General features: G+C 51.4%; 10 protein-coding genes. 5 read left to right on the plus strand and 5 right to left on the minus strand.

The genetic code is table 11. The annotated features are described in order from the left end of the window. The first annotated feature begins 823 nt into the window (after positions 1-823). Complete coding sequence (locus BTO32_RS15185; protein ID WP_076725495.1) at positions 824-2,023, plus strand: AAA family ATPase; 1,200 nt, start codon at positions 824-826, stop codon at positions 2,021-2,023. Beyond that, complete coding sequence (locus tag BTO32_RS15190) at positions 2,016-3,110, plus strand: ParB/RepB/Spo0J family partition protein (RefSeq protein WP_076725496.1); 1,095 nt, start codon at positions 2,016-2,018, stop codon at positions 3,108-3,110. Before BTO32_RS15185 ends, BTO32_RS15190 begins: the two co-directional genes overlap by 8 nt. Positions 3,111-4,246: 1,136 nt before the next feature. Here the strand turns inward: BTO32_RS15190 and BTO32_RS15195 are convergent. The 4 genes from BTO32_RS15195 to BTO32_RS17785 all read right to left on the minus strand — a co-directional run bounded on the left by BTO32_RS15195 (position 4,247) and on the right by BTO32_RS17785 (position 8,690). Then, positions 4,247-5,389, minus strand: a complete 1,143-nt coding sequence (locus tag BTO32_RS15195) for a hypothetical protein (RefSeq protein ID WP_139339090.1) — start codon at positions 5,387-5,389, stop codon at positions 4,247-4,249. 76 nt (positions 5,390-5,465) lie between these two features. Further along, complete coding sequence (locus tag BTO32_RS15200) at positions 5,466-6,776, minus strand: replication initiation protein (RefSeq protein ID WP_076725498.1); 1,311 nt, start codon at positions 6,774-6,776, stop codon at positions 5,466-5,468. A 255-nt stretch (positions 6,777-7,031) separates the two neighbouring features. Continuing rightward, positions 7,032-7,535: a HigA family addiction module antitoxin gene (locus tag BTO32_RS15205; protein ID WP_076725499.1), complete on the minus strand. Its 504-nt coding sequence runs from the start codon at positions 7,533-7,535 to the stop codon at positions 7,032-7,034. A gap of 132 nt (positions 7,536-7,667) precedes the next feature. Then, a complete protein-coding gene (locus tag BTO32_RS17785) occupies positions 7,668-8,690 on the minus strand; it encodes a hypothetical protein (protein ID WP_139339091.1) in 1,023 nt (340 codons plus the stop codon). A 249-nt stretch (positions 8,691-8,939) separates the two neighbouring features. On the opposite strand from BTO32_RS17785, the gene BTO32_RS15210 reads away from it, so the two are divergent. Then, positions 8,940-10,073 (plus strand): hypothetical protein, encoded by a 1,134-nt coding sequence (locus tag BTO32_RS15210; RefSeq protein ID WP_076725500.1) that lies wholly within the window; start codon positions 8,940-8,942, stop codon positions 10,071-10,073. Between the two features lie 11 nt (positions 10,074-10,084). Here BTO32_RS15210 and BTO32_RS15215 read toward each other — a convergent pair whose 3' ends face one another. Next, the gene (locus BTO32_RS15215) at positions 10,085-10,333 is read right to left on the minus strand and encodes a hypothetical protein (RefSeq protein WP_076725501.1); all 249 of its coding nucleotides are present in this window, start codon (positions 10,331-10,333) and stop codon (positions 10,085-10,087) included. Positions 10,334-10,492: 159 nt separating this feature from the next. On the opposite strand from BTO32_RS15215, the gene BTO32_RS15220 reads away from it, so the two are divergent. Then, a complete protein-coding gene (locus tag BTO32_RS15220) occupies positions 10,493-11,842 on the plus strand; it encodes a hypothetical protein (protein ID WP_139339092.1) in 1,350 nt (449 codons plus the stop codon). Positions 11,843-11,962: 120 nt separating this feature from the next. Further along, positions 11,963-17,656 carry an LPD1 domain-containing protein gene (locus tag BTO32_RS15230; protein ID WP_139339093.1) on the plus strand — a complete coding sequence of 1,898 codons (5,694 nt, stop codon included), beginning with the start codon at positions 11,963-11,965 and terminating at the stop codon, positions 17,654-17,656. The last annotated feature ends 10 nt before the right edge of the window (positions 17,657-17,666 follow it).

Here is a 17,666-nt window from a genome sequence, read left to right on the forward strand (position 1 = left end):
CAACCGGGTGGGAGTCAATCTGTTGTGCGTAGCGGCTATTTGCCAGAGCTAGAGTCCAGGCGGACATTGGCGATGTTGAAATCAAGGTCCTGAAGGTGCGGGACTGTAACGGCTTTGGTGCCCGCTTCTGAAGCGGGTGCAGAGCATTGAGGCACCAGCCGCCGCACTGCTGGGCACTCAAGCCAACACGATCCGTCGGTTGAAGCAGCGCTGGAGCAATGCGCACTAGAACTGGTATCAACGTGATCTGAGTTAGCAGCGGCGGTTGTCTGTCGTAATCAACCCGACCATTTCCCTTCACGCCTTCCCAGTAATGCTATCGGAGATACGCTTGATAAGCGGTTTGTTGAAGTCCAGTACAGCACACACACCAATGTCTGTATAGCAGCCAACGATGCGTACATCTCCCTTTAGCCAAGTCCAGGAATCTAACTCGCTGAATCGCCATCCAGCAAAATCCAAAGGGATTTGGCGCGCGCTAGGGAGCGTTCTCGCAATGGAACGATCTATCGCCCCCAACCACTCTGCAAACGTACCTTTAGAAACCTCAATGTAAACCCCCCCCATTCTGTGCGCTTCAAGAACCCTGAGATAGGAGTTGTAGTATTCTTTGAATTGCATACCGTGACCCGCCGCGTGTTCAGAGCATTCAGAGAACTTTTTTATAAAAAAGATTCCCGAAAGAACTCATTGTTCCAGCAGATTTTGTTGCACAGCCCAATTTGTGGTGTAGTATACACAAAAAACGTCGGTATACCGTTTTTAGGGTCGTATACCGGATTTTGGTACAGCAAAAATCCAACGGTAAGATAAGGAGAGCCGGATGCTGGATAAAGCCACCCCCCCTACCCTGAGCCTCGGCCTGGACGAACCATCTGAGTCTTTTGATCTTTGGTCTGACGCTGGCTACGAAATCATCGAAGCCAAGCGCAGGGAATCCCGTGAAAACGAACTCGCAAAACGGAAACCCAGGACCTACACCCAGGTACAAGCCACCCAACTGATCGGTCGCAGTGAATCATTCCTCAAAGGCAAAGGGCTCAATGATGCGTGGAGTGATTCCGGACTTCCTCGCTATACATTGAAGCGCATCAACGAGCTTCGAGATAAAACAGGTACTCGCTACCGAAAGCCTGAGAATGTTAAGCCTCTCACTATAGCACTGGCTAAGCTCAAGGGCGGCGTTGGCAACAGTACGATTTGCGTTCATCTTGCGCATTACCTTGCAACACAAGGGCTTAAAGTGTTGATCGTGGACCTGGATCTGCAAGCCAGTGCGAGTGGACTCGCTGCCGGTGTAAACCCGGATGTCGATTTCGACAAAGAAGACACCGTTTACGAAATTCTCCGAGACGCACCAATGGATTTCCCCTCCATCGTTCGTTACACGTATTTCGAGAATGTTCTTTTGGCACCGTGTAACTCGGTAATGCAAAACCTGGAGTTCGAACTGGTTGAGCAGATTCAGAAGGATCGCTCCGAGTGGCCAAAGGATGAAGATGGGAAACCGATTTCCGTTTACAACCGACTCAGCGTTGGGTTGAAGACTATTGAGAACGAGTTTGACATTATCCTCCTGGATTGCCCGCCAGCACTGGGAACGATCACCATCAACGCACTTACCGCCGCCGATGCGATGATCAACACAGTCCGCCCGAATCCGTTGGATCGCACCAGTTTTGCGGTGTTCAACAGTAGCTTGGCATCCCTGTACGAATCGGTACCTAAACCGCTGCGCTATTATCGAATTCTTATTAACCAAATGGATCGGAGCAGGGCTTCCGAACTTGAGGAAAACACGATTCGGGAAATCTATGGCAGTTACGTGTTGAAGAACACTGTTGTTGAAAGCTCGGAAATCAAAGGAGCGCCAAGCCTGATGAGCACGCTCTTTGATTTGGAGAAGCCGGTCAAAAGCAGTAACGCGAACCGGCGAGCAGTAGATTCCATGAGTCGTACCTTTGATGAGATCTTGACTGACATTAAAGCTCTGTGGGAAATGGAGGCGGAAGACAATGGCTAAGACAAGGGCTAGGGCACATCTGGATCTGAAAAACGAAGTGGAAACCAAGGAAGGCGAGAAGGCCTTTGGCAGCCGTCGAAATAAGTCAACGGCTCCAGCTGAGCCCGAGCAAGTGGACCTGAATAAGAATCTTCAAGCCCAGAAGAAAGAGATCAATACTCCCTCGAAAGCGAACACTGGTTCAGTGTTTAGTGTGGAGCAAGGCGAGAAGACGCTCGGAACCGTTATTGGATATTCGTACCTTGATCCCAACCGGATCAAGACATGGGCGTACAAGGATCGGACGCTTGCTGAACTTGAGTGGGACAAAGAATCCCTCGAAGAGTTTATAGCGGACGTTGAAGAAGCCGGGTTTACAACACCGATCGTTGTCCGACCGATCGAGGGTGCGTCCGAAAACGATGAGTTCTTGTACGAGGAAATTGCCGGCTTTAAGCGTCACTATGTTGCAAAGAAGCTGAACCTGCCAATTCCTGCTGAGATCCGCAAACTGACGGATGCTGAAGCGTTCAGGCTTCAAAAATCTGAGAACACCGAGCGCACTGAGCCGTCATTTTGGAGTAGGGCGATTTCATGGTCGCAGCTGGATGAGTCTTTTGGGGCCACGCAGCGCGAGCGTGCAAAGATTGCCGGGGCATCAGAATCACAGTTTTCTACGGCACTTCGATTGGTTCGCCGTATGCCGGAAGAGATTGTGAAGTCCCTGCGGTTGTACACCTTCGGATACAATGCATTGATCGCACTACTGCAGTTTATCGATCAAGACGATGACAACACTAAGCGGCAGGAACGTATCGACCGGATTATTGAGAACTCTGATAGGTTTGATGCCAGACCGGAGAAGGCCGAATCGATTATCCGCGGTATTGCTGCTGACTTTCAGAAAGAGAAGTCTGGGGCGAAGCCGGCGAATGCTGCTGAAGTCGTCACGACAAAAAAGGGCGGTAAAGTATTCAGCATCAAACGCAAGAAAAACGGCGCGACTATCGATCTGCATCAGATCGGCATGGAGTTCGCCGATCTCAATGAAATTCGGGATATGCTGCTGAAGCATCTGAAGAGCAAGGGTGTCCCAATTTCAGATTGATGGCATAACACTGAATAAGGCAGGGCAGGGCAGGGCAGGGGCTTTTTTATAAAAAAGCCCCTCCTGCATTATCGACTACCGTTGGCCTTTTTTATAAAAAAGGTACAGTCTGTACTTTCTCAGAACATCGTAGCAACAAACCCGCCAGGCATCCTCATTTCCGAGTTTCCGAGCCCGCCAGCCCACCAATTAGATTCAATGGCAACAAGCATCGTCCACCATCAATTCGTCATGCCGGTGGCCCAGCGCTTTCAGCGCGAACAATGAAATCGCTATGGACAGATGCCGGTGGGGAGCTTGCCTAAGACCTCTTGTGGCGCCGTTAATTCAACACTATCAGTCCGCGTGTTGTGGTGAGCTGAGCTTTTGGACAAACGACCGATTGCGGTGCGTAGAAATTTGGAAGGGTGCAGGTAAGATCAGTAGCCATCGATGATTAGCCATGACGAAATTTGGAAGACTTGTGTTCAGCTCATGTGCTTTTTTATAAAAAAGCTCGTCACTATTGAGTTGTACGAGTGCTGGTTCCACACCATGTAGTTGTGAGTCGGACCCAAAAGCACTATATCCAGATAAATAGTGGTGATCTGCCGAAGGAACGCCCAGGATCACATCTGAGAAAGGAATTTGGAAGACTTACAAAGTGACTGCTAATAGCATACACATTGGGATGAATTATGAGCATGTTGAACAGATTATAGTCAGGCACCAACCCCATAGGGATTAATTTAAGGGTAAAAAAGGTTAAAGAAAGGGTTGAAGCGTAGAGAAAAAGACCAAAAAGATCGCGAAATGAACAAGTTAGTAGTCAAAACCTCTCCAGAAGTCTTCCAAATTTCTCCCGAAACCACGTCCAATATTCTACCGGGTGAAATTTGGAAGATGCGCCACAATCATAGGAAAAACAGTGAAATAGTAATGCAGTGGCTGTCAAAGTGATGTTATTTTGGTCACCCCTTCCAAATATCTACCCACAGCAGCGTCGAAATCCAATAAGTCTTCAAAATTTCTACTGAATAGGGTACTGGATACTCAGCCTCTTCCAAATATCTCCCGAAGTCCCTTCCAAATTTCTACCTGTTTATCCACAGAATGTCCTCGATCCCGCACTGGAATGAAGCTACTCTTCCAAATTTCTACCCAATGTCTTTAATGATGCGCTTGATCTTTTGCTGGCCCGCGCGCCTCTCCAAAGCCAATTCCAGCTCTTTACTGGCTTGATTGGCGGTAATGGCTTGGTCGATGAACTTGGCACCTGGGAAGAAGGTGAAAATGGCATCCACATCCCGATTGCCTTCCTTCTTCTTCCGAATCTCAAGGCGTTCCAGGTCAATGACATCATCTCGCCCGAGAACTTCCAGCGCGCGCTTCATATCACGCATGTGGTTACTGATGGGCTTACCTTCGACCAGCGGTTTACCGTAACCGCTCATGATTTCTGAAAGGCTAATGGTGTAGGGGTCAATAGAACTGGCCTGCGAATACACCAAAGACATTCGTCTGTACACGTATTTTGCGAGATTGTTGGTTAGCGCCATCAAGGTATGCCAGGACACCAAACGGGTATCCGCAGCCAGCATCGCTTGGTTCACCAATGTGTGAAATGTGACGAACCACTCTCGGTAATAGGTCCGGCCATCACTGGCAGTTTCTTCGCCATTCCGGCCGTACTGAGGCAAGAACAGCTCGGACCATTGTTGCCCCGTGACTTCATCGGTAATGATGAGATGGCTTCCATGCAGCACGTCCAGGGCCTCGGATATGTCGGCATGACTCATGGAATGGTTCGCTTCTTTGAGTAGCTTCCGCAGTGAGTAAATTGAAAACCTGGAGCCAAGCCGTGAGGCAAACAGCTGACCATGGCCATGCGTGCTCATCCATCGAAGCGTATCTTCAACAACCTGCTCCCGATCTCCAGGGAACATCAATACGTCTTCGCCGCTTGGTCGCTTGATCCGAGCCGCCTTTACGGTAACTGAAAACGGGTGCCCCAAGACCCGGAATTTGCGAGTGAACTGGGCTTCAGCAGTCACTTCTTTCACCCGGCGATAGTTCACCCACTTTGGAGCCAGGTCATACACCAAAACCCCAGAAATACCGTTGTGAGATCGATCGCGATCAGTAAGCAGATCAAGCGAATACTGCAGATCTTGTTCACTCAATACCGACAAATCTTCGTGGAGATGTTCAAGTGCGGAGTGAACCGCCACATCCTTTACCACGCTGCTCCTGGATTTCGTTCGAGCCGCTTTTCTTGCTTTGGGGCTATCACCAGTCATATGAAAACCTAAACCCGTTGTTGGTTAACAGTGAGAGTACGCAAGTCGAAGTCATTTCTCCATCGTCAACCGATCACTATGAATCTGGCGGCGGAATTGACGGTTCATAAAGCCGGCTCGTTGCTGCTTGTTCCGGCGAGTACCTGTCGGTAGTTATCTTATGGCCACCAAAATTAACATTCGAAGTTTCAGGTAACGCGGAATGCACAAGTCTCAATCGGGGAGTGGGGGAGGAAGAGGAAGACGCCAGCTTCGGGGCAGGGGATTTTCTTGCAAGCTGCTCTTCAACGCGCTCAATCACGTCGCGGTATTTGGCAACGGTTTGACGTGAAAGGCCGGACGCTTGAGCGACGGCGACAAAGGTGATCGATGCACCTTCGGCCTTCAGATTGCGTACAGCAGCCTCTATGCGCTCTTGTGTGCTCCTGCGGCGATGATGGTGCGTTCGTTGCGCAGAGAGCGCCTGGCGCGCCTTGAGGGGGAGGTCCGAATCCAACCCCATAATCCCTCGATTCTTCTGATAACGCTTCGAGCGTTCAGGATCGCCAGCCAGTTCCCAGGCAAACCGAGCAATACTCGACGCAACGGCTCGAACCTGAGAGGGGCGCAGGTTGCCTTTTCCGGCGAATTCAGATCGGCCGACGAACCGGTTATGTCGTTTGACGATTTCGTGGAAGCGCTCGAAGAATGCTTGATAGCCCTGACCTGATGCGGAATAGAAGTCACCAACCATCCGATATGCGATAAAGCGGGTAGCATGGAACAACCAGAGGTGGCGGGAGTGCGTGTGTTGATTAAGCAGATCGTCCGGAGCATCTGCACTGTAACTTGGTGCGGCTGGTTCGATGTATTCCTGGAGATCCGATAGGTCATATTGTTCGGTATGCAGACACAGAGTTTCCCACCGGGAATGGAAGGGGGTCTTGCTGACCGGTCCGCCAGCATAATCAGGATCGGAGCCAAGTTTTTCGACCATGGCCCGATAGATGGCTTTCGCGTAGCTGATTGGGTGTTGCCGGCCTTTCAGGTACACCGGTGAAATGGCGTAGTACCAATGGGCGCTCCCTTTCTCTGGGTCTCGGACGATCAGGTTGGGAGGTGGTAGACCGCAGTCGTCCCAGTGCCCGAAGGGTGCCTGGTGGTCCAGATCGAAGATCAGCCACGCACGGTAATCGTTCCGACATACCGTGATGTAAGGGTATCGGCAGGCGATGTTGCGCGGACGGGTGAGGGCCGCATTGCTTTGTGAGGAGCAGCGCGGGAAATAGGGTAACCACTGGACAAGCCGATCCCATGCCCAGGACTCAGTTGCATTCAGAGCCCGTGCAGGTGGTGCCGGTTCATCAGGAGTTTGGTATGACAGTGCTGTGGCGTGTAACCCAGTCACGGCACCCCCGCGAGCAAACAGCTGCGGAGGATCGGGTTAAAAAAATCAGCACGATCTCCAGTCAAGCACATTTTTATTTGCATAAAAATCCAACTAGCGCTAGACTGGGTGGAGAAATTTGGAAGACACCTTCCATTTTCTGAACCAGTCATGCGCTAAAGCAGTTAATGCTAAGGGTCTGGCAACCAAAAGCGCGTTTTTGAAAACCTCGGGGCGGCCACCTCGGGGTTTTCTCATTTTCGTTCCGAGCAGTTTCTATCCGCTCATCAAACCTCCTACCTCTGTCGCAGGATCGGTGTCATCCCAGTCATCCTCGTTTGCAGTGTCGTCGAAAAGTGGTGATACGAATTCATCACCTTTCAGGTCCGCAAGAATTAACCCTAGAGCATACTGACTTATTACCGAGTCAGCCATAGGTTTAACATCCGAATAGGAATCTTTTTTGCCTTCCTGGCAATCCCAGTGGGCCTGTTGAACAAGGAAAAAACTCGCTGGAAGCCCGAAACAGACCTCTAGGCGTATCGCAATATCGCGGGTGATACGCCCCTTCTCTCGGACAATCCGGTGAATGGTTGCCCGACTCATTCCGGTATGCCGACTCAAATCCGCTATCGATGTGGACATCCGTGACATGAATCGATCAAGGATGTGGCCCGGATGCACAATGACACCGCTCGGCTCTTTCACCGGGCATTGAGTGAGAAACTCATCTTTAAGGTCTCGAATGCGTTCGCGGATGCTGTAATCAACTCGTCGCATAGTATTGTTTCATGTGTGTAACTGTTGCACACCCGAGGTGTAAGCCGAGGGTGTGAGCGATGCCGGCGCCGTGCGCCGACGAGCATGATGCAAAGAAATAGGCGCGCTCCGATGTCGAGACGCAGACCATAGCTATAGGCCCGCAGTCCTACGAATCACGCCCCCATTCGCTATATGCGCAAGATTCACGTGCTCGATAACGTGGTGGATAGTGGAGGGTGCCGGGATTCGCCATTCCTCGCCAAAGCGCTCGCCAAGAGAGAAAAGAGTACAACGGTCAACGCCAATCCGTTCAGCTATGACCTGAAGCGGTATTGCCTGGTGTGTATAAAGCGCTTGCGCGGAACGTATGACGATCTGTGCCAGACGCCGATGGCGCTTGCATGGCAGCAAGTCTCGGATCGGAGCCGCAGATAGTGAATATCGTGACGGCCAGCGCATGGAATCAACATATTCGTTCAGCTCGGATTCTTTGACCTGTAACAACATGGCAAGTCGGTACCGAGGCATGGGGTATTCGCGACATAGGTACCGAATATCCGACGGATTCAGGGCATCTGGGGGAAGCCAGCCATAGGCGGCCAAGTAACCGTTCCATGCTTCGGAATTGGAGGTGCGGTAGACAGAGCGCCGGTAAAACCGATCAAGAGGGTCAATAAGGTTTTCTGTACCGTCGATGAACATAACGCTCTGAAATGAGCCAATATCCTGTGCGTGCTCCGCTGTCTTGGGGCATGAGGGTAGCGACAGATAGTTGGCGACCAGATATACGTGGTTAACGTCCATAGAAAAGAATCGGGCAACCCTCGATACGAATCGGTCCATGTTGGTGTACTGGTGATAGCGGGACATCCAGAATCGCGAAAACTCTTCTGAAAAGGCGCGCGTTATCCCTTGTATGAATTGTTGGCGGGTTGATTGATACGTGGCCCGGTTGCAATTCGATAGTGATGCGAGGTGCTGTTGGGCTTGCTCTGACAGCTGAACTTCGGCCGGAATTAAAAGGCGCTGTAAATCGGAGTCGTTGTTCAACACATAGGGCGAATGGTTTCTCGCGCCACGTCTTAGTACCCGATCATCAGGTTGATCAAACTGGAAGGCGTGCTGCTGCGAGCATTCAAACCGTTCGAGATTACAAATCGACTGCCCTTGCATGACTAACCTCGCTCCTCAGTCAGTGGCGTGCACCTTAGCTCCAATTTTGTATTCCAGTACCCTATGCGATGTCATAGGCGCGCCAGAATCTAACAAAATTGTCAGGAATGTCAAGAAAACGAAACAAGGCGTGGCAAAAAAGCGTCAAAAATAGGGAGCGGAAGCTGGACCAAGCGGACGTTGCGGGCAAAGCGTCCTGAAGACGCGGTATAGTGACCCCTGTGTGATAGCAGTGCAAAGGAGAATCTTATGAGTCGGGTCACGGTTCACTCTATTCAGGCAGCGCACTACAAGATAATTGGGGGGCTTCATATTGCGCTGCGTCTTCTTGAACAGTTCGGAATGAATCTAAAGTGGAGACGAGACACAATCGCTCAGATCAAAGAGCGAGGGGACCAGGCACTGGCACTGGCCGGTCAACCACGCAGCATACCCCTTTCATTTGAGAGCTACCGGGAAATTGCTGAGGACACGGTTAAGGTTGCACGGAATGCCTGGTCGGTCATGCTCAACGATTCTGTCCTGGATTCCATTACGCCCATGGTGGATCAATTGTTGGTCGCGGCACAGAACCTGGACAAGATTGAGCCGAGTGACGATCTGAACATCACATTGGAAGATGTGCCAGCCAGAATGCGCGCACTGAGAGATGAGGTTTGTCGGTACGACGTAAACCACTTGAGCCCTCGCGAGAAACTGCTCTTGGAGCATGATCTAAGGGCGATCGGGGCAGCACTGGATGCTGTTGACACGCTGAAGGAATTGGAAAACCGAAATGGCAAAGAAATCAGTGTACCAAAGCTGAATGTCGAGTTTGTGAACGAAGCAGTTTTGCGATCCTGGATGCTCTCTATGGCTGTTCAAGACGCACTGCCTGAAGATCCTGGAATCATTCACAAGGCATTGGATCACATTGAGAAGTACCATCATTTGGATGGCGCCGTCAAAGCAGAGTTGGCTAGCGAGTGGGCAAAGCAAATACCAGCGATGGATGAGCGCGCCTTGGAGATTGCGGTGGGGGCTCTCATGATGAGTGCTTGTAGCAGTAGGCTTCAAAGCCTGGAGTATTCGTCAACCGATGTTGTCCGCCGGGTCGTGGACTCGGTGTATCAGGAACAGGCACGCCGGCGTCAAAGCATTGCTGTAACAAGTCAGGCTGACGATCTTGGATCGCAGGTTGCGACTGCGGACGAGATACAAGAACTGATGCCAATGCTTCAGCAGCTGAGTCGGAACCTATTGTCTCTTGAGGCTCACCTTGGGTACTCGGTTACCCGTTATGCCGTGAAGGACATACGGGAATTGGTGGAGAAGATAAACCAGAAAGCAAGCGCACTTTTTGATCCGGACGAGAGAGTTGACCAAGGGCCGTCGCTGAGGTGACGGCCGCATACTCAATTTAGTTCGCCTCTCTCAAGACGCTCTTTAAGGGTTAAGTCCATTGCGCCAAGAGGCACCTCATTCAGTGTGGATTCCTCAAAATTCAGTGAGCTGGTTACATCACTGATAATAGGCCCGTGGACGATGCCACAACGTTCATCGGCGATAGCAATTGTGTGTTGTTGGCGAAACAAGTCAAGTGCTTCATCGTCGGTTTGGGCATCGACACAGAACTCATAGGTGATTTCAATGCGTTTAAGCATAAGTCGTTTCCGCTGACGTTTGACCATTTGCCTCAATTATACCTAGCCCCCCCCCAATAGGGGAATTTCGCTCATACGACCAACAAGCGGCAAAGCAACGGAGTTTCCCAGAGCAAGGTGCAGGTTATGGTAGTCTGTGCGAAAAATGGGGTGCCAATCATGCTGCTTCTACGTCCGTTTTTGAATTCCTCACTGCGCGGGATTTTTGCGAACACTCTTCTGATCGTCTGTGCATTTTTGCCGCAGGTTTCGTTTGGCTCATCATTGCCCCAATGGGGAGCCTTATGTCAGAGCAGCTCAGCTGTCGTGAGTCGGGCTGGAGCGATCAGCCTATCTGAGATGGAATCCGGGATGAGGATGTTGAGTCAAGTTGGGCTGCTTCCGGCAATCAGTCGTTTGGGTCAGCTAGAAGCCTGTCTGTCTATTGTTGGATCGGCGGCAATCAGATCACCCATTCTTGTCCTGGAGAAACGGTTGCCGGAGGCTACAAATCGTTTGCCGATCTCAGCCATCAACCGGCTTTCTGATCACTATGTTCGTGAGCAGATGGCAGAACGACTTGCATCATTGGGCATCAACCTGATGCTGGATTATCCGTACCAACCTTCGAGCCCGGAAAGGACTGCGGTGCATAGCAATCGAGCTGTGCTGTATGGCGATGCAAGTGATCGGTCATTCTCGGTAAAGGGGCCTGGGGTATGCCTTGTGGCTCTTGATACGGATGACCTGGCCGGCGACCTAATGCAAGAGATGCCGTATGCGTGGTCTTTGCTGGGAACTATTGAGCAGGAATACCTGAAGCGGTGGGGGAACGCGATCGAATTCTGGCATGAAATCGCCCACTGTAACTCTGAAAACGCCTTTAACGATCTAAGCCTCATTGGGGAGCAGGCTGCCCACGAAATTCAGCGATACTCAGAGCGATGGGCACAAGAGGCCCAGGAGTGCGATCCGGTTGTGGGTGAATCGCTCCTATCTGTGCTTGAAATGACCCTGGTGGAGAACCCGGATAATCCAATGCTCGCTCTGGATGCTGTACAAGCTGCTGGAGGTTTCGATAGCGCGGTGGGTAAGGATCAAATTTTACGTTTTCGCCTGTTTACAGAAACGCTCGCCGATTCTTGGGCAAAGTTCCAAATTCAACGACGCAAGATCGCCAATGAGGGCTATTGCAGTTCTGAAAATGCGGTTACGCATCCCTGGGATCGCTTCCGACTGGCCATGTCCATCCGACAACCTGATGCCCGTTATATGACCTGGCTTGTGCCATGGTTAAAGGGGCTGCCTGAGCATATTCAGCGTCAGGTTATAGCGGATGCTTACGAAGGCGTGATGAGGCTGGCGGAGGAATTAGTACCAAAATCCATTGTGATGAAACTGGTTAGCGAGCGAGAAGCGCGCCCGGATGTATTGGCATTCAGTACCCCGAATCTATCTCCAGATTCAAGGCGGGCGGATCGTTGGAAGCATTGGGCACAGGAAAACCTTGGGACGTCATTTCGGTATTAGGCGCGTCGGAAAAACGGGTCAAAAGTGCATCGCATCTGAGCGCAAATTGCCCAGCAGGTGACGTACAATGCAAGATAGAAATTCAGAATAAAGCATCCCATGTGACGTAGTGGTGTGACAATGACTCGTAATCCAACATTGCGCGATGTGTGGTCAAACGACTGGGGCCAAATGCCCTCGTTCAACGGCGAGCAGCCGGTGACGTTTGATACTTCGCTGCCCCCAGGACTTTGGCCGAATGATGAAAGTCTTGAGAACCTGAGGATTATAGCCATCCACAACGGAACCACCTGGCTGAGCTTAATCAAGTTGCTTGATTCTGATGCATTGTCGCAAGCTCAGTTTGTCGCTCTCAGGACAATTGGATTCCGTCAGGGCCAGAACGGACGATTAATACATCCTGCTTACCCTACGACGGAGCTGGTAACAGTGGTCAGCCGAGTTCTCGGTTGTGATCTTGAGCCGCTGAGACAGGAGCAGGTGGTTAGCCTTCATACCAGTGAGCAGTTCCAGCCAAAGGTTCCCCTGGAAGTGCAAGCCGCTATTCGTCGGCTTTGGATGTACGAAAAAGACACTCTTATCGGTGAAATTTTCGATTCATTGAAAGAGGCCCAGGATCTCCCGGATGAGATTGCAAGGCACCTTGATCGCGACGATCCAATTCCGCCGTTCTGGATGCGCCACCCAATGCGATTGCAGGTGTGGGTGTCACAGGCATTGTCGGGAGATATTAGCCCGACTACAGAGCCTGTTCTTGCACTGGGGTTGGCCCGTGCATCACGAGAGTATGGCGTAGATCCCAGCGAATGGCCGGAAGAATTGCAGGCGCTGCGGCGCGAGCTATTAGAACACCGCGGCATTGACCCCGATGCGCTTGTTCACGTTGGGGAGGTAGCCCCTGCTCCGGTGGACCAACGCCCAGCAATTCGTTCCGAGATTCAATGGCAACAGGATGGCCGAACTCACAGTGGCGTGATCGTTGGTTTGCCGGAAGACCTGGATATTTGTTGGGTAGTGCCAACGGGCGAGAGCGCCGAGTTTTTTCAGAAGCAACGGAAAGGGATACCGTTTTACGTTCCTCAGAAGATCCGAGTTCCGGTCAGTGCATTGACTGGGAAACACGCATTGCAGGAGAGTCAGCAGAAAGCCCAGAAAGAGGATTCTGATTCCCTGGCCACCACGGCTTCCGACCGCGCACCCGAGCAAACAGAAACCGATCTGTACGATCAGCCCAAAATCCGTTCTGGCGATTTGCGCAACAAGGCCCTGGCAAAAGAACAACCTGCGGGCGCACTCGACACAAAACTTGTCCGTAGACTTCAACATATTGCCCGGGCTGGCGGTGAGCGCGGTTTGTATTTTCGTCATCCACTGGTTATGGGAGAGCATTCCTCCAAACCATTCGTTATCCACTGGGGCCAGGCAGAAATGATAATGGCGATGGCCGCTGAAGGTGGGTTGAGTAAAGATGTTTATTCTGACGCGGCAGTCGTCCTTCGCGACGAACTCATCGAACAGTTCAACCGGGCGCAACCAAAAACCCCAGGAGGGCAAGCATGGCCTCTTGCAGTTCTGCCATACGGGCACCAAATGCCGGCATTGTTTTCGGATGACCCGGAATTCTTCGAAACGATCAATCGCATCGAGTTCTGCAGAGTTGGCATACACCCTCGTTTATTACCTGAAATAGAGGCAGCTCTTGGTCATTGGCGAGAGCATAGTCTCCCAGCTATCCGCAAACAGGCACCTACCATTGCGGACAGCCTGGATAAACTGGCGTTCACGCTATTGGATGAAGACACCCGGTCATTTAACGAATTAGCGCTGAAGTCCACCGACGTATCAAGCCATCGAATTCGGCAGCGAGTGCAAAACGCCTACCTCGATTTTCACAAGCTGCTCAACTCAAGGGGGCGGAATTTTTCTGAAAGTGTCCTTGAAGAAGCCAGGGCTTGGGTAGATTTCATTCGTTCACCGGAAGGCTGGAACACCGCTTTCGGTAGAGCGCATTATGGGATCTTTGCAAGCTACGAAGCCGCTGGACACGTCATCACCGGGCACCCACAAGCTCAGGAACAGATCGCCTCCCTGGCCGAGAAGAATCGGCGCCTGTTGATGTCTGCTGCCGATCTTGCGGGGGTTGATAGGGCGGTTCTTGAGAGTTGCGATCATCCACTAAACATCATCCTCAAAATCGTAGAGCAAAACGGCATCAGCAATTGTGATCGAGCGGAAACTATGGCTCGGATTGGACTTGATCTTTCCCGGAACATTGAGATCCTCGGCGAGCTGATTGCAATGCAAGGCGTTTCGCTGGACATGGTTCACCGTTCTCAACATTTGGAGCGGATCAGCAGCGAAGAGGAACAGATTCGGCGAGATCACGAACAGATGAATGCGCCTATGCAGGCTGTTCGGATGGAAGCGTTTAGCGGCATTATTCGGCGACAAGGTGAGCGTCTACCTTTTCAGATTGCACTGCTGGATCAACGCGACAATGCGTTAAGCCCTGAAGCCATTCAGGTGCTTTCAAACAACCATTCTCCGCTGCTTTCAACGAAGTCCAGGCTCCAATCGAGCAGCCTTGGTCGATTGGCAGACCTCAACAATACCGTAAAGATTGAGTTTGGCCCCGCTCTGGAACAGGAGGGGCAGCTGATTCGACCGGAATCGATCGCAAAGATCGAGCCCACTGTATACGGCTTCACCGACATTGAGCCGAACTCGGTTGATGCTTTCCGCTCTATAGGGGCCGGATTTTCTGCATACAACATCTTGCAGCCCGTTGCAGAAGTGAAGGGAATCGGCAACACCCCAAAAGAAGCGCTTCAGGACACGCTTGAGCGGAACAAAACGATATTGCTAACCGGTGTCCCTGCTTGGGAGCTGGATCAACGTCTCGTTGATCAAGTTCGCTCAGCGATTGCACTGATGGCCGAGGACTCAAAGCCTCTATCGAAGCTGGCAAATAAAGATCGCTTGGTTCAGTCAGTGCTTGAAGAACTGAAGTCCGCTCTAAACCCCGAAATCTTAGTGCTGGCAATCAAGGCGACCCCAAAAAAGATCAAGTGGATCAACCATGTGGTCACAAAAGACGAGCTGGAGAAGGTTAACTTTGATCGTCGGATCGCAGCGGAATACGGGTTGCTGAAAATAAAGTCGAAAAACCCTTCAGTTAATAAGACCTGGAAGTATCACGCCACGCTGGATTTGGCAAATGTGCTTCGGCCCGAAGCCATTCGTTATCTTAATGAGTTGGCCTCCAGGGACCGAAACCTTGAGAGTGCTGCCAACAAGACAAAGGGCACCAAATCCCGTGGTGCTCGCCAGGACCGCGGCACGGTTGCGGGACTTGCCATTAAGGATCTTCGTGGAAACCGCGAAAAGGTATTGAAAAGGCTGTTAGACGCAACCGCTGAGGAACAAGCCCGATTCATTTCGAAAACCAAGTTATGGGAAGCTCCTGACTGGCAGTTTCTCCGAGCGCCATCGGAAGAAGATCGCAACAATGGCGAGCGACCCATGGACCCAGTGGTTGCCAGCTTTTTCAATGATCTTCGGAAAGCCATTTCACCCAAGCCGCCGGCCAATATCCCTGAGATCAATCAGCTTTATGCCCGGTTAGTGCTCGGGCTCCGTGATACGTTCAATGAAATCCGAAAGCAAGATGAGCTGGTAGCTTCTTTGAAAAAAGGCGGTGAGATCTATGAGCTGGTCAGCTCAATAAAGCAGGAATGTCATGCGCAAGGCTGGCGGGTTAATCTGATTTTTGGTGAGAGTCTTTGGCGTCTGTCTCAAGATTCGGCAGATGCCGCCAACATGGTATTCCGATACGAATTTGATAAGGCGTTCCGTGACACCAAACAAAACACGGAATGGACAATCAAAGAAGCCATTCCGAGAACTGGGCGCGGCCCAGTCAGCAATGCTGACGAGGACGAAAACGAAGCCCTCGAAGATGATTCTCGCAAGACTGGAGCCATGCCGATGCTATCCCGGTTGGTTCGGGAGAATGCTGAAGATTACAGGGGTGGGTTTGATGTGTCAGAGGAAGATGTGATCCAAACATTTGGCTTCTCTGGCATTGAATATGGCAAGAGCATGAATCAGGCGGATCGCACGGCGTACCTGAACCATGCTTACGACTCTTTCCTCGATCTGAGCAAACTACTGAATGTCCCGCCCAAAGCTCTCAGTTTGGGTGGAACATTGGGATTGGCATTCGGTTCCAGGGGGCGCGGTGGAAAACGGGCCGCAGTTGCTCACTTTGAACCCGCTAACAATGCGATCAACCTGACCAGGATGAAGGGTGCCGGCTCCATGGCACATGAGTATGGGCACGCTTTGGCCAACTATTTCTATCGGATCTCTCGTGGAGTGCAGGGTTCCCGGGCACCTGGCGACATCACGAAATTGTTGGATAGCCAATTGGCGACAGAAGCCGTGTCTGCGGGACAACTCAGAGAGCCAGTCGCACAGGCTGTTGTTGAAGTGCTCAAGAGTCTCAAATACCGCGAACCAGACGACATAAAAGAACTGCCGGATTCATGGTTCGCACAAGGTGCGGTGCAAGCAGACCTGAAGGACGGCCGAAAGCTGGATAATCCTTATTGGTCTTCCATTGAAGAAATGTTCGCCCGGGCATTTGAAACCTATGTCCAGATTGCTTTGGAAGAGAAGTTCCCAGGGTTCCGGAACGACTTTCTTGTTCGTAGCGACAAACTGAACCATTGGGGCGATCAGCCTTATCTGGCCAAAGAGAAGGCCGAAAAGCAGCTCAAAGAATCGTATGAAAAGTACGGTTATATGCTCAGCGATATTCGCCAGAAAGTGTCCGAAGAGCTCGGAGAATCATCGGCGGTAGATGACAGGGTTAGCGAGATTCTGAAAGAGCGGGAAGCAGCGCATAGCGCGAAACGCAGAAGACAGCTTTACCCAAGTGGCTTCGAACGAGAAAACATGAAAAAAGCGTTCGATCGGCTCTTCGAAACATTGAAGCTCAAAGACATTGAGGTGCATCACGAACATCTCGGCCGGCAAGATATGCCAGTCATGTACAGTTCTGCCAGTGGCCTTGTTGAACGAATTGACGAGAAAGACCACCAGATATTGGCCGCGTGCGTGTTTCAGGAAGTAGCGCGAATGTGCGGTGAAAAGGTGCGTGTCCGTTGGCGTGATGAAATCCGTGACGAAGTAGGCGCCTTGGCGGCCGGGCGCTACATTTCGCAAACGAAGGCGGCAGATACGGTTAAAGGCGTTATTGAGATTTCATTGAGTGCGGGCTTGCATACCGCACACCACGAGGCATTCCACTTTGCGCAGGATCACCTTTTGCTTCGTGAAGAACAAACGATGCTGGACCGGTTCTTCGCGCGCGATGCGGAGCTAACACATCGGCTTATAAACGTCCTGGCAGAGCAGGGGCGCAATGATGCAGTAGCTATTGTTCAATGCGATCCGCGTGAAGCTCAGGCGTATGCTTACGAAGAGTGGGTGAAAGGAAATCTTGATGTCCGAATTGAGGAGCCGCCGGTTGGCGTTTTTGGCCGTATCAACAGCATCTTCACTCGTACAGTGAACCTATGCAGGAAAACCGGGTTCCGGACCCCAGAGCAGCTTTTCAAAGCATTCTATTCAGGAATGCTCAGGGAGCGCGAAGAGGAGCTTGCGGCGAAGCATAATCAATCGGACAGCAACAAGCAGCAATGGATAGACGCGACCCAACACACGGTACTCAATTCATGTGAAGACATAGACGCACTTTCCTCTAATCGAGAACTTGATTGGCCACATTCGTCCGCTCAGCTGCACTGAGGGAAGAATG

The sequence above is a fragment of the Marinobacter lutaoensis genome (assembly GCF_001981305.1).
GTDB classification, from domain to species: domain Bacteria; phylum Pseudomonadota; class Gammaproteobacteria; order Pseudomonadales; family Oleiphilaceae; genus Marinobacter; species Marinobacter lutaoensis.